The following is a 14450-nucleotide window of genomic DNA, read 5'->3' on the forward strand; positions in this document are numbered from 1 at the left end:
TGCACAATGCCGCCGCGTCGAGCAACTCACGATCCGGGCGAGACGTCCCTTGCATCGGCCCATTCTTTTCGATCCACGCCCCCAACGCGAATCGACCCGCCCACCCGATTGCTCAGCAGTCTCCTAGGCCTGCGGGCGCCCGCTCCCCGTGCGCTGCGGAGCCGAGTTGTCCCGGAGGGCCGTGATCGGCAGAATTGCCCTTCGCGCCTGAGCATCCGAGCCTCGGGCGCACCCTCGTTGAACCAGGAAGGCAAGCCATGGCCAAGAAGAAGGTTGCGGCCGTCGTCAAGATCCAGATCCCGGCCGGCGGCGCCACGCCCGCGCCGCCCGTCGGCACCGCGCTCGGCCCTCACGGCGTGGCGATCATGGACTTCTGCAAGGAGTACAACGCAAAGACCGAGGCGCAGCGGGGCACGATCGTCCCAGTCGAGATCACCATCTTCGAGGACCGGTCGTTCACCTTCGTCCTGAAGACCCCGCCGACCTCGACGCTGCTGCGCCAGGCGGCCGGGCTCGAGAAGGGCTCGACGAATCCGGGCAAGGGCGCCGTGGGCACGATCACCGACGCCCAGCTCACGGAGATCGCGCAGACCAAGATGCCCGACCTCAACGCCAACGACCTCGAGGCAGCCAAGCTGCAGGTCGAGGGCACCGCCCGTTCGATGGGCATCGAGGTCGTCTGAGCGACCCGACAGACCGTTCCGGGACGCGTGGGAGGACCTCGCCCCCCGTCCGACAGCGATCGAGGGAGCCGAACGCCGAGGAGGCGATCATGCGACACGGCAAGAAGTACACGGACGCGAAGAAGCGCTTCGACGATCAGCACCTGCACGCCACACACGAGGCGATCGAGCTGGTCAAGACCCTCGCCCCGGCACGCTTCGACGAGACGGTCGAGCTGGCGGTGCGACTCGGGGTCGACCCCCGAAAGGCCGACCAGATGGTTCGTGGCACGGTCGGTCTGCCTTCTGGTACCGGCCGTGATGTCCGGGTGGCGGTCTTCGCCGCCGGCGAGCTCGCGCAGGAGGCCCGTGAGGCGGGCGCCGACGTCGTCGGTGCCGACGATCTCATCGCCCAGGTCGAGAGCGGGATGCTCGACTTCGACGTCGCCATCGCCACCCCTGATCTCATGCCCCAGGTCGGCAAGCTGGGTCGGGTGCTCGGCCCTCGGGGGCTCATGCCCAACCCCAAGACCGGTACGGTGACCACCGATGTCGGCAAGGCGGTCGGGGACTTCAAGGGTGGCAAGGTCGAGTACCGCACTGATCGTCACGGCAACGTGCACGTCCCGGTGGGGAAGGTGAGCTTCTCCACCGGCGATCTCGCCGCGAACGTGCGGGCGGTTCTCGAGGAGCTCGAGCGGGCCAAGCCCGCGGCGGCCAAGGGCCGGTACTTCAAGCGGATCACCGTGTCGTCGACCATGGGCCCCGGGGTGAAGATCGACCCGGCGCGCATGTACGAGACCGAGCCCGTACTGTCCTGACGGAGTTCTCCCGGCGATCGGGCTCGCGCTAGTCTGATCGGCTCACAACCGAACGAGATGTCGCTCGCCGAAGACATCCGGTGCGCTCCGGCGCTGAAAGGGCCCACCGGCCCGCCTGACGAGGCGGACTCCTCCGAGATCCCTCAGGGGCGTTCGCGTTCGACGCGAGCGTCCCTGTGTCGTCTCTCGGCCTCCCTCCCCTCGGGCGGCGGAACGTGGGTCGGCGCAGGACCCAGCCAACCGTGCCGAGGGGGCACCAGGACACGAGAAGGGAGGTGCGATGGAGAACCCGAGACCGGAGAAGGTCGCCGTGGTCGATGAGGTGCGCCAGCGCTTCGCCGAGAGTGACGCCGCGCTGCTCACCGAGTACCGGGGCCTGGACGTGACCGCGATGGGCGAGCTGCGCCGGGCACTGCGGGCTGCCGGGGGTGACTACAAGATCTACAAGAACACCCTTGTGCGGTTCGCCACCCGCGATCTCGGCCTCGAGATCGACGAGATGCTCACCGGCCCGACCGCGATCGCCTTCGTCCCACGAGCGGGCGAGGGTGATCCGGTCATGGTGGCCAAGGCGCTGCGTGACTTCGCCCGGGGTCACCCGGCCCTCGTGCTCAAGGGTGGGGTGCTCGGCGACCGCATCCTGACCGAAGCGGAGGCCAGGGGCCTGGCCGAGGTGGCCCCGCGGGAGGAGCTGCTCGCCAAGCTGGCGGGCTTGATGGCGGCGCCGATGCAGCAGTTCGCCGGCCTGTTGCAGGCGGTCCCGCAGAAGTTCGCCTACGCGCTGGCAGCGCTGGTGGAGGCTGGTGGCCCCGCCGGGGCACCGGCCGGCGAACCCGGTGCCGGAGCCGAGACCTCCATCGACACGACCGAACCGGCCGGGGCCGCCGACGCGACCCCGGCGCCCGAGCCCGCTACCACGGAAGGGGCGGGAGACGACACGACCACCCCGGCTGACGAGGCCGGGGCCCATCCGGACGACGCGGTGGCCGAGCCGGCAACCGCCCGAGCCGAACCTGCCACGGAGGAGAGCTAGACCATGGCCACCAAGGAAGAGATCCTCGACGCCATCGCCAACATGACCGTGCTCGAGCTGAGCGAGCTCCTGAAGGACTTCGAGGAGCGCTTCGGGGTCACGGCCGCCGCGCCGGTGGCGGTCGCCGCGGTGCCTGCTGCCGCGGGTGCGGGCGGCGCCGAAGCCGGCGGTGCGGAGGAGAAGGACGAGTTCGACGTCATCCTCACCTCGGCCGGGGACAAGAAGATCCAGGTGATCAAGGAGGTCCGGGCGCTCACGAACCTGGGCCTGAAGGAGGCCAAGGATCTGGTCGACAACGCCCCGAAGACGCTGCTCGAGCGGGTCTCCAAGGAGGAAGCCGAGAAGGCCAAGGAGGCCATCGAGGGCGCTGGCGGCGCCGTCGAGCTCAAGTAGCCGAGGCTGATTCCCCCGATGTGACGTGCCCGGGCCGAGGCCCGGGCACGTCACATCGGGGGGTCGCCCACGATGTTCGTCCGCCGGCCGCAACCGGATCGCCGGACCGGAAACCTTGACCTGAGGGGCGACTGGCCTTACCCTGCCGGCAACTTGACGTGGGGTCGGAGCCGTCCGTTGCGGCGTTCCCCATCGATCGACGTAGCCCGAGAGGCGGGTTCCTTTCGGGTTGCTTCGAGACGCGGCCGCGCCTAGGCTGGTGTTGCCGTGCTCTGCCCGTCCTGCTCTCGCCGGTTCCCTTTCGGCGACCCTGCGCGCCCGGGCACGGTCTCTGCGGCTTCACCGACATCCTCCTGAGGAGTGACCTTGCCTGCTCGCTCTGCCGTCCGGGATCGGTACTCGTTCGCGAACCTCGACGAGGTTCTCGAGCTCCCAGATCTGATCGCCATCCAGCGGGAGTCCTTCAGCTGGTTCCTGCACCAGGGTCTGGCGGAGACCTTCCGGGACATGAGCCCGATCAAGGATTTCACCGAGACCCTCCAGCTCGAACTGGAGTTCGATCCTGACGACGAGGACCTCCGCCCGCCGCCGAAGTTCTCGGTGGAGGAGTGCAAGGAGAAGGACATGACCTTCTCCGCCCCGATCTTCGTGCGGGCCCGCTTCATGAACGCCACCACGGGCGAGATCAAGGAGCAGACGGTGTTCATGGGGGACTTCCCCATGATGACCGACAAGGGCACGTTCGTGATCAACGGGACCGAGCGGGTGGTGGTCTCCCAGCTCGTGCGGTCGCCCGGCGTGATCTTCCAGCCGGGTGAGCGCTTCCGGTTGCGGAACCTGCAGAAGCACCAGCTGGTCACGGGCACCATCCACCCCTACCGGGGGGAATGGCTGGAGATCGACCTCGAGCAGAAGCCGGGCAAGGACGTCACCGCCGGTGCCCGGGTGGCTCGCAAGCGGCGCCTCAGCATGTTCACCCTGCTGCGCGCGCTCGGCTATGACGAGGAGAACCACCCCGGGTTCCTCGATCGGCTCGTCCGACACTTCGACTTTCTCGAGGGGCAGTGGGAGAAGGACCGTGAGATCGCCCCGACCCAGGACGAGTCGCTGGTCGAGATCTACAAGCGGGCCCGGCCGGGTGAGCCACCGACGGTCGAGTCGGCGCGGGCCTACTTCCGCAACGCGTTCTTCGAGTCGCGGCGTTACGACCTGTCCCGGGTCGGCCGTTACAAGCTGAACCGCAAGCTCGGTCCCGAGATCGAGAAGGTGGAGCAGCTCTTCGGCATCGAGCTCGAGCGACCCGAGCCCGACCAGTCGGTGCTGAGCCCTTCGGAAGTGCTTGCCGCCTGCACGTACATGCTGCACCTGATGGTCCAGGAGCCCGGCTACCGGCTCGACGACCAGGACCACTTCGCCAATCGGCGCATCCGTTCGGTCGGCGAGCTCATCCAGAACCAGGTGCGCATCGGCCTGTCTCGCATGGAACGGGTGGTGCGGGAACGGATGACCACCCAGGACGTGGAGGCCATCACTCCTCAGACCCTCATCAACATCCGGCCTGTGGTGGCGGCCATCAAGGAGTTCTTCGGCACCAGCCAGCTCTCCCAGTTCATGGACCAGGTGAACCCGCTGTCGGGGCTCACCCACCGTCGCCGCCTCTCGGCGCTCGGCCCGGGTGGTCTGTCCCGGGAGCGGGCGGGCTTCGAGGTACGCGACGTGCACTTCAGCCACTACGGCCGGATGTGCCCGATCGAGACCCCCGAAGGCCCGAACATCGGTCTGATCGGCGCGCTGGCGACCTATGCCCGAGTCAACGAGTTCGGCTTCATCGAGTCTCCCTACCGGGTCGTCAAGAAGGGCAAGGTGACCGACGAGATCGTCTACCTCACCGCTGACGAGGAGGAGGAGTACGTCGTCGCCCAGGCGAACGTGCCCCTCAACCCCGACGGGTCCTTCAAGGAAGACCGGGTCCTCGTGCGCCGGTCACCTCAGGCCGCGACCCTCGGCGAGCTCAAGCTGCAGCTCGAGCGCGACGTGTTCTTCGGTGCGACCACGGAGATCTCCTCGGTGTCCCCGGACGAGGTCCAGCTCATGGATGTCTCGCCGAAGCAGATCGTCTCGGTCGCCACCGCGCTCATCCCGTTCCTCGAGCACGACGACGCGAACCGGGCGCTCATGGGTGCCAACATGCAGCGCCAGGCCGTCCCGCTGGTGCGCGCCGAGGCTCCCTACATCGGTACCGGCATCGAGGCTCGCGCGGCGCGCGACGCGGCCGACATGATCCTGGCCGACGAGGACGGTGTGGTCACCGAGGTCGACGGTGACTCCATCACCGTCGAGTACAAGACGAAGGGCCGCAAGATCTACCGGCTGCTCAAGTTCGAGCGGTCGAACCAGGACACCTGCATCAACCAGAAGCCTCGCGTCCGCTCCGGTGATCGGGTCGAGGCGGGCGACGTCCTGGCGGACGGCCCCTCGACGGAGAACGGCGAGTTGGCCCTCGGCAAGAACCTCGTCGTGGCCTACATGACCTGGGAGGGCTACAACTTCGAGGACGCCATCATCCTCTCCGAGCGGGTGGTGCGCGACGACGTGCTCACCTCGATCCACATCCACGAGCACGAGATCGATGCCCGTGACACCAAGCTCGGCCCGGAGGAGATCACCCGGGACATCCCGAACCTCTCGGAGGAGATCCTCGCCGACCTCGACGAGCGGGGCATCATCCGCATCGGTGCCGAGGTCGGCCCGGGGGACGTGCTGGTCGGCAAGGTCACCCCGAAGGGTGAGACGGAGCTGACCCCCGAGGAGCGCCTGTTGCGGGCGATCTTCGGCGAGAAGGCCCGCGAGGTGCGGGACACCTCGCTGAAGGTGCCCCACGGCGAGTCGGGCAAGGTCATCGACGTCCGGGTCTTCAGCCGTGACGAGAGCCATGAGCTGCCGCCGGGGGTGAACCAGCTCGTGCGGGTCTACGTCGCCCAGAAGCGCAAGATCAGCGTTGGCGACAAGCTGGCGGGCCGCCACGGCAACAAGGGCGTGATCTCGAAGATCCTGCCCGTCGAGGACATGCCCTTCCTCGCGGACGGCACGCCGGTCGACATCATCTTGAACCCGCTCGGTGTGCCGTCGCGGATGAACGTCGGCCAGGTGCTCGAGGCTCATCTCGGCTATGCGGCCCGCTGGGGCTGGGAGATCGACGGGCAGGTCGAAGGTGACGAGCCGGTGCGGGGCACGGAGTCCAAGACCCGCCCCACTACGCCGGCTGCCCGGTTGATCGCCACCCCGGTGTTCGACGGCGCACACTGGGACGAGGAGGAAGAGGCCGGCCAGCACCCCACGATCAAGCGGATCTTCGAGAACCTCCGCCCCGAGGCGATCGATCCTCGCTACGGCGACAACGGCCGGCTGATCAGGCCCGACGGGAAGACCATCCTCTACAACGGTCGCACGGGTGAGCCCTACGACAACCCGATCACGGTTGGCATCGTCTACATCCTCAAGCTGGCCCACCTGGTCGACGACAAGATCCACGCTCGGTCCACCGGCCCGTACTCGATGATCACCCAGCAGCCCCTGGGGGGGAAGGCGCAGTTCGGTGGCCAGCGCTTCGGCGAGATGGAGGTCTGGGCCCTCGAGGCGTACGGGGCGGCGTACTGCCTACAGGAGCTGCTCACCATCAAGTCCGACGACGTACTCGGCCGGGTCAAGGTCTACGAGGCGATCGTCAAGGGTGAGAACATCCCCGAGCCCGGCATCCCCGAGAGCTTCAAGGTGCTCATCAAGGAGATGCAGGCCCTCTGCCTCAACGTCGAGGTGCTCTCGACCACCGGCGAGGAGATCGAGATGCGCGAGCTCGACGAGGACCTCTTCCGAACGGCCGAGGAGCTCGGCATCGACCTGTCGCGCCCGGAACGGGGCAGTGATGAAGAAGACGCTCGCCGCCAGGCGGAGAGGAGCTGACGTGGCAACACTGGACGTCAACAACTTCGACCAGCTCCGCATCGGCCTCGCCACGGCCGAGTCGATCCGCATGTGGTCGAACGGCGAGGTCAAGAAGCCGGAGACGATCAACTACCGCACGCTCAAGCCGGAGAAGGACGGCCTGTTCTGCGAGAAGATCTTCGGTCCCACGAAGGACTGGGAGTGCTACTGCGGCAAGTACAAGCGCGTTCGCTTCAAGGGCATCATCTGTGAGCGCTGCGGCGTCGAGGTCACCCGCTCGAAGGTGCGCCGGGAGCGGATGGGGCACATCGAGCTGGCAGCACCGGTGGTGCACATCTGGTACCTCCGGGGGACTCGCTCGTGGCTCGCCTACCTGCTGATGGGCACCGAAGCCCGTGAGGAGCTGAAGGCCAAGCAGCTCGAGAAGGTCATCTACTTCGCCGCCAACCTGGTGACCTGGGTCGACGAGGAGCGCCGCCACGAGGATCTCCCCAACCTCGAAGCCGAGATGCGGGGCGAGGTCGAAGCCATCGAGAACGACCGGGAGAAGGAGTTGGCCGAGCGCTTCGAGGCGCTCGAGAGCGAACTGGCCGAGCTCGAGGCCCAGGGGGCGAAGGAGTCCGAGCTCAACGCTCGCCGGCGCGCGGCCGAGAAGGACCTGGCCGCGATCCGCGAGCGCTACGAGATCGAGCTCGACCTGGTGACCCGGGCGTTCGAGGAGTTCAAGGACCTCTTCGCCCGCAAGATCATCGAGGACGAGATGCTCTGGCGCGAGCTCACCGAGCGCTACGGCGACTACTTCGAGGGTGGCATGGGCGCGGATGCCATCGCTCGACTGATCGATCGCATCGACCTCGACGAGGAAGAGGAGAAGCTGCGTGCCGCCATCGATCCGCAGGAGGGGCAGCGCCCGCTCTCCGCGCAGCGCAAGCAGAAGGCGATCAAGCGCCTCAAGATCGTCTCGGCCTTCAACCGCCGTGACGAGCACGGACGGCGGGTGAACGACCCCCGGGCGATGATCCTCGACGTGGTGCCCGTCATCCCCCCCGAACTGCGGCCGATGGTGCAGCTCGACGGCGGGCGCTTCGCCACCTCCGACCTGAACGACCTGTACCGCCGGGTGATCAACCGCAACAACCGGCTGAAGCGCCTCCTCGACCTCGGCGCACCCGAGATCATCGTCAACAACGAGAAGCGCATGCTCCAGGAGGCCGTCGACGCGCTGTTCGACAACGGCCGCCGGGGCCGGCCGGTGACCGGGCCGGGCAACCGTCCCCTCAAGTCGCTCTCCGACATGCTCAAGGGCAAGCAGGGGCGGTTCCGCCAGAACCTGCTCGGCAAGCGTGTGGACTACTCGGGCCGCTCGGTGATCGTGGTGGGCCCGACCTTGAAGCTGCACCAGTGCGGGTTGCCGAAGCTGATGGCGCTCGAGCTGTTCAAGCCGTTCGTGATGAAGAAGCTCGTGGACAACGAGTTGGCGCAGAACATCAAGTCGGCGAAGCGGATGGTCGAGCGTCGCCGTCCCCAGGTGTGGGACGTGCTCGAGGAGGTCATCAAGGAGCACCCGGTGCTCCTCAACCGGGCGCCGACGCTGCACCGGCTCGGGATCCAGGCCTTCGAGCCTGTCCTGGTCGAGGGCAAGGCCATCCAGATCCACCCGCTCGTGTGCCACGCCTTCAACGCCGACTTCGACGGCGACCAGATGGCCGTGCACCTGCCGCTGTCGGCCGAGGCGCAGGCGGAGAGCCGGGTACTGATGCTGTCAGCCAACAACATCCTGAGCCCGGCCGACGGTCGACCGCTGGTGACGCCGACCCAGGACATGATCATCGGGGCCTACTACCTGACCGAGGTGGTCGAGGGCGCCAAGGGTGAGGGCTCCGTGTTCCGGCACCTCCACCAGGTCGAGCGGGCGTTCGAGGCTGGCGAGATCGATCTGCACGCGCGGATCCAGTACCGGGTCCCGGAGCTGGTGGCTGGTCGCAACGGATCGACGGAGTACGAGCCCACCACGGCAGGGCGGGTCTTCTTCAACACCGCGCTGCCCGACGGCTTCCGGTTCCTGAACCGGCCGGTGGACAAGAAGGTCATGGGTCAGATCGTCGACGAGCTGTCCAAGCGCTACGGCAAGGCTGCCGTCGGCACCGCACTCGACCGCATCAAGGACCTCTGCTTCCGCTACGCGACCCGCTCGGGGCTCACGATCTCGATCGAGGACGTGAAGACCCCGGTCGAGAAGCGCGCCATCCTCGACCTCCACGAGAAGGAGGCCGAGAAGGTCGAAGCGCAGTTCCGCCGGGGCATCATCACCGACGGTGAGCGCCGGCAGAAGGAAGTCGAGATCTGGACGACGGCCACCGACGAGGTCCGCCGGCAGATGGAGGAGGCCCTGAAGGCCCAGCAGTTCAACCCCATCGACATGATGGTGGGCTCCGGGGCTCGAGGGAACATGATGCAGGTCCGCCAGATCGCGGGCATGCGTGGCCTGGTGGCCAATCCTCGTGGCGACATGATCCCCCGACCTATCAAGTCGAACTTCCGCGAAGGCCTGTCGATGCTCGAGTATTTCATCGCCACCCCCGGCGCGCGGAAGGGGCTCGTCGACACCGCACTGCGAACCGCCGACTCCGGTTACCTCACCCGCCGGTTGGTGGACGTGGCGCAGGAGCTCATCATCAACGACCACGATCCGTTCGCCGACGGTGGGCCGGTCCGGGGCATCTGGATCGAGGATGTGGGTCCGGACCGACCCGGTCGCCGAACCTACCTCGAGCAGCGGCTCTACAGCCGGGTGCTTGCCGACGAGGTGACCACCTCGGCGCCCGTCGACGCCCTCGTCGAGCGTGAAGGCCAGCTCGGGCTCGACGTGTTGCAGTGGGACGGCGAGGAGGCTCGTTGGGTGGAGCGATGGGTGACCGCCTCGCTCGAGGGTGACCGGGCCACGCTCACCCTGCCCGCGTCGTCCGTGGTGCGCGAACCGGAGCTGGCCATCCTGCGGGACGATCCCGAGATCAGCAGAGTCCGTGTGCTGTCACCGCTCACCGACGACTCGTCCATCGGCATCAGCGCCGCCAGCTACGGGCTCTCGCTGGCGACCGGTGACATGATCGAGGTCGGCGAAGCCGTCGGCGTCATCGCCGCCCAGTCGATCGGTGAGCCGGGTACCCAGCTCACGATGCGGACCTTCCACACCGGTGGCATCGCGGGTAGCCAGGACATCGCCGGTGGTCTGCCCCGGGTGGTCGAGCTGTTCGAGGCCCGGTCGCCGAAGGGCAAGGCGACCCTCGCCCGGACCTCGGGCGTGGTGCGGGTCGGTGAGGATGAGGGCAAGGGACGGGTCATCACCATCGTCGCTGACGACGGCACCGAGGACGTCTACACGGTGCCGGGCATGGCTCGCCTCGAGGTCACCGACGGCCAGGAGGTGCACGCGGGCGACGCCATCATCGAAGGCCCGCGGGACCCCAAGGAGCTGCTCGAGATCAAGGGCATCCGGGAGACGCAGCAGTACCTGGTCAACGAGGTCCAGAAGGTGTACCGGGACCAGGGCGTGCCGATCCACGACAAACACATCGAGCTGATCGTGCGCCAGATGACCCGCCGGATCGCCGTGCAGGAGCCAGGAGATTCCGACTTCCTCCCCGGCGAGCGGGTCGACGGGAAGGTGTACACCGACACCAACCGCGCCCTGGTCCAGGAGGGCAAGCAGCCCGCGGAGGGGCGCCCCGAGATCATGGGCATCACCAAGGCCTCGCTGGCGACCGATTCGTGGCTGTCCGCGGCCTCGTTCCAGGAGACGACTCGGGTACTCACCGAGGCGGCGATCGAGTCACGAAGCGACAACCTGATCGGCCTCAAGGAGAACATCATCATCGGCAAGCTCATCCCGGCGGGCACCGGGATGGAGAAGTATCGGGCAATCCGGCCTCATGCGCCGGATTACCAGCCGATGGAGTTCTACTCGATGGCGGACGAGGAGGCGGATCTGGCCGAGTGGCTGGCCCGCCGGACCACCGGCGACGGCGAGGCGGATGTCGTGGGCGCCGGTGATCTGGCCGAGAGCGGCGAGGAGCTGCCCGACGCCAGGGTCATCGACCTCCCCGCCGGTGAGGGCCAGATCGGCTGAGCCGCCCCTCCCCCCGAGCCGACCCAGTTCCTCTCGAACCGGTCATCCGGCGGGCCGGATCTCCCGGCTCCCGGTGACCAGTTCGAAGGGGTCGGCCCCCGGGCTGGCCGGCGGTTTGCCGTTCGTGGTGGAGGGTCTTAGCATTGTCGTTCGGCTCTGCGGCCGGTGCCGGCGCGGAGCAAGCTCACCAGGTCACCAGAAAGGTCCATTCGTGCCGACCATCCAGCAGCTGGTTCGCAAGGGGCGCCAGTCGAAGCCCGCCAAGGGCAAGACGCCGGCGTTGAAGGGCGCCCCGCAGCGGCGTGGCGTGTGCACGCGCGTCTACACCACCACTCCGAAGAAGCCGAACTCGGCCCTGCGCAAGGTCGCCCGCGTTCGCCTCACGAGCGGCATGGAGGTCACGGCCTACATCCCTGGTGAGGGGCACAACCTCCAGGAGCACTCGATCGTGCTGGTCCGGGGCGGTCGCGTGAAGGACCTGCCCGGGGTCCGCTACAAGATCATCCGCGGCACGCTCGACACGTCGGGTGTGCGCGACCGCAAGCAGGCCCGTAGCCGCTACGGCGCGAAGAGGGAGAGCTGAGGTGCCGCGCAAGGGTCCCGCTCCCCGGCGGGAGCTGATGCCAGATCCCATCTACCGGTCGGTTCTGGTCACGCAGGTGGTCAACAAGGTCCTCCAGCGTGGGAAGCGTTCGATCGCTGAGGGCATCGTCTACGACGCGCTCGACCAGGTCCAGAACAAGAGCGGCAACGACCCGCTCGCCACGCTCAAGCGCGCGGTGGAGAACGTGAAGCCGCAGCTCGAGGTCCGCAGCCGCCGCGTGGGTGGGGCCACCTACCAGGTGCCCGTCGAGGTCCGCCCCCGGCGGGCCACCACCCTCGCGATCCGCTGGATCGTCGGCTACGCCCGTCAGCGACGCGAGCGGACCATGGCCGAGCGTCTGGCGAACGAGCTCATGGATGCAGCCAACGGGGTGGGTGCCTCCATCAAGCGCAAGGAAGACCTTCACAAGATGGCCGAATCGAACAAGGCGTTCGCGCACTACCGCTGGTAGTCCCTCGGCACCGGGGGCGGCGCCTCCCCCGCAGAAGCCCTGGTCCCCGGCCCCGCGCTGGGGACCGCCCGCGTCGGGTACTCCCTCGTGCCCGCCGGAGACCGCACCGAACGAACAGACGCACCGACACCACCCACTCTCACGAGCAGGAATCACGATGGCATCCCGCCCCGCACCCCTCGAGCGCACTCGCAACATCGGCATCATGGCCCACATCGATGCCGGCAAGACCACGACGACCGAGCGCATCCTCTACTACACCGGCAAGAGCTACAAGATCGGTGAGGTCCACGAGGGTGCCGCCACCATGGACTGGATGGTGCAGGAGCAGGAGCGCGGCATCACCATCACCTCCGCGGCCACCACCTGCTTCTGGGCCGACCATCGCATCAACATCATCGACACCCCTGGTCACGTCGACTTCACGGTGGAGGTCGAGCGGTCGCTGCGGGTCCTCGACGGTGCGGTGGCCGTGTTCGACGGGGTGGCCGGCGTCGAGCCCCAGACCGAGACCGTGTGGCGCCAGGCGAACAAGTACAACGTTCCCCGCATCTGCTTCGTCAACAAGATGGATCGTCTCGGGGCCGACTTCTACGCCGCGCTCGACAGCATCCGCGACCGCCTGGAGTGCACGACCGCCGTCGTCCAGCTCCCCATCGGCGCCGAGGGTCACTACAAGGGCGTCGTCGATCTGGTCACCATGGACGCGCTGGTCTGGCTGGACGAGGAGCTTGGCGCGAAGTGGGAGGTCCAGGAGATCCCCGCCGACCTGGTCGAGCAGGCCCAGCAGTATCGCGAGGAGCTCATCGAGACCATCGCCACGGTCGACGAGGCCATCCTGGAGAAGTTCGCGGGCGAGGAGGAGATCACGGTCGACGAGCTGCGCGCCGCCATCCGGCGGGCGACCATCGCCGGCGAGGTGGTGCCCGTGCTGAACGGCTCGGCGTTCAAGAACAAGGGCGTGCAGCCCCTGCTCGATGCGGTGGTCTTCTACCTCCCCTCCCCGCTCGATCTCCCCCCGATCCAGGGTACGAACCTGAAGGGTGACGAGACGCTCGAGCGGAAGGCGAGCGACAACGAGCCGTTCGCCGCGCTGGCGTTCAAGATCATGACCGACCCCCACGTCGGGAAGCTCACCTACTTCCGGGTGTACAGCGGCACCCTGGAGAAGGGATCGCAAGTGCTCAACGCCCGCACCCAGAGCAAGGAGCGCATCGGCCGGATCCTCGAGATGCACGCCAACGATCGGCAGGATCTCGACCAGGTCTTCACCGGTGACATCGTGGCGGGCATCGGGCTGAAGAACACCAAGACCGGCGACACGCTGTGTGACCCGGCGAACCCGATCGTGCTCGAGGAGCTGGAGTTCCCCGAGCCGGTGATCCACGTGGCGGTGGAGCCGAAGACGAAGGCCGATCAGGACAAGATGTCGAAGGCGCTCTTCGCCCTGGCCGAGGAGGACCCGACCTTCCAGGTCCGCACCGACGAGGAGACCGGTCAGACCGTCATCTCGGGCATGGGCGAGCTGCACCTCGAGGTCCTCGTCGACCGGATGTTGCGCGAGTTCAAGGTCGACGCCACCGTCGGCAAGCCACAGGTGGCCTACCGCGAGACGATCAGCAAGCCGGTCGAGCGCTGCACCTACACACACAAGAAGCAGACCGGCGGCTCCGGCCAGTACGCAGAGGTGACCATCGCGATCGAGTCGACCGGGCCGGGTGGCGGCTACGAGTTCGTCGACAAGATCACTGGTGGTCGCATCCCGAAGGAGTACATCCCCTCGGTGGATGCCGGCATCCAGGAGGCCATGACCGCGGGCGTCCTCGCCGGCTATCCGACCGTCGACGTGCGAGCGACGCTGCTCGACGGTAAGTACCACGAGGTGGACTCGTCCGAGATGGCGTTCAAGATCGCCGGCACGATGGCGTTCAAGGAGGCGGCACGCCAGGCGAAGCCGATCCTCCTGGAGCCGATCATGTCGGTGGAGGTCGTCACCCCGGAGGAGTACATGGGTGACGTGATGGGCGACCTGTCGGCGCGGCGCGGCAAGGTCGGCGGCATGGAGCAGCGTGGCAACAGCCAGGTTGTCCGGGCGCAGGTACCCCTGTCGGAGATGTTCGGCTACGCTACCGACCTGCGTTCGCGGACCCAGGGCCGCGCCACGTACACGATGCAGTTCGACTCGTATCAGCCGATGCCGTCGAACGTGCAAGAAGAGATCGTCACCCGGGTGCGTGGCGAGTAGGTCTTCGTCTTCCCCGTAGGTTCAGAAAGGTCCCAGGAGAGAACTGTCATGGCACGAGAGAAGTTCGAGCGGACGAAGCCGCATGCGAACGTGGGCACGATGGGTCATATTGATCATGGGAAGACGACGTTGACGGCGGCGATCACGAAGGTGTTGTCGGAGGCGCATCCGGA

The 14450-nt window shown here is 67.4% G+C and carries 10 protein-coding genes; all 10 read left to right on the forward strand.

The annotated features are described in order from the left end of the window. Window positions 1–257: 257 nt before the first annotated feature. Window positions 258–683, forward strand: coding sequence for a 50S ribosomal protein L11 (rplK, locus tag HZF19_RS15540; RefSeq protein ID WP_208029718.1), 426 nt, complete (start codon window positions 258–260; stop codon window positions 681–683). Between the two features lie 89 nt (window positions 684–772). Then, complete coding sequence (rplA, locus tag HZF19_RS15545; RefSeq protein ID WP_208029719.1) at window positions 773–1483, forward strand: 50S ribosomal protein L1; 711 nt, start codon at window positions 773–775, stop codon at window positions 1481–1483. A 280-nt stretch (window positions 1484–1763) separates the two neighbouring features. Then, window positions 1764–2516, forward strand: a complete 753-nt coding sequence (gene rplJ, locus HZF19_RS15550; RefSeq protein WP_208029720.1) for a 50S ribosomal protein L10 — start codon at window positions 1764–1766, stop codon at window positions 2514–2516. 3 nt (window positions 2517–2519) lie between these two features. Continuing rightward, window positions 2520–2909 carry a 50S ribosomal protein L7/L12 gene (rplL, locus tag HZF19_RS15555; RefSeq protein WP_208029721.1) on the forward strand — a complete coding sequence of 130 codons (390 nt, stop codon included), beginning with the start codon at window positions 2520–2522 and terminating at the stop codon, window positions 2907–2909. A 366-nt stretch (window positions 2910–3275) separates the two neighbouring features. Then, on the forward strand, window positions 3276–6869 hold the full coding sequence (gene rpoB / locus HZF19_RS15560; RefSeq protein ID WP_235980289.1) for a DNA-directed RNA polymerase subunit beta: 3594 nt from the start codon (window positions 3276–3278) through the stop codon (window positions 6867–6869). 70 nt (window positions 6870–6939) lie between these two features. Continuing rightward, window positions 6940–10977: a DNA-directed RNA polymerase subunit beta' gene (rpoC, locus tag HZF19_RS15565; protein ID WP_235980290.1), complete on the forward strand. Its 4038-nt coding sequence runs from the start codon at window positions 6940–6942 to the stop codon at window positions 10975–10977. 211 nt (window positions 10978–11188) lie between these two features. Next, on the forward strand, window positions 11189–11560 hold the full coding sequence (gene rpsL, locus HZF19_RS15570) for a 30S ribosomal protein S12 (protein ID WP_208029724.1): 372 nt from the start codon (window positions 11189–11191) through the stop codon (window positions 11558–11560). Between the two features lies 1 nt (window position 11561). Next, the gene (gene rpsG, locus HZF19_RS15575; protein WP_208029725.1) at window positions 11562–12032 is read left to right on the forward strand and encodes a 30S ribosomal protein S7; all 471 of its coding nucleotides are present in this window, start codon (window positions 11562–11564) and stop codon (window positions 12030–12032) included. 157 nt (window positions 12033–12189) lie between these two features. Further along, window positions 12190–14277, forward strand: coding sequence for an elongation factor G (gene fusA / locus HZF19_RS15580; RefSeq protein ID WP_208029726.1), 2088 nt, complete (start codon window positions 12190–12192; stop codon window positions 14275–14277). A gap of 48 nt (window positions 14278–14325) precedes the next feature. After that, the coding region (locus HZF19_RS15585; RefSeq protein WP_235979950.1) for a GTP-binding protein at window positions 14326–14450 on the forward strand (125 nt) is incomplete at its 3' end.

It is taken from the genome of Rhabdothermincola sediminis (assembly GCF_014805525.1).
Lineage (GTDB): Bacteria > Actinomycetota > Acidimicrobiia > Acidimicrobiales > Acidimicrobilacustridaceae > Rhabdothermincola > Rhabdothermincola sediminis.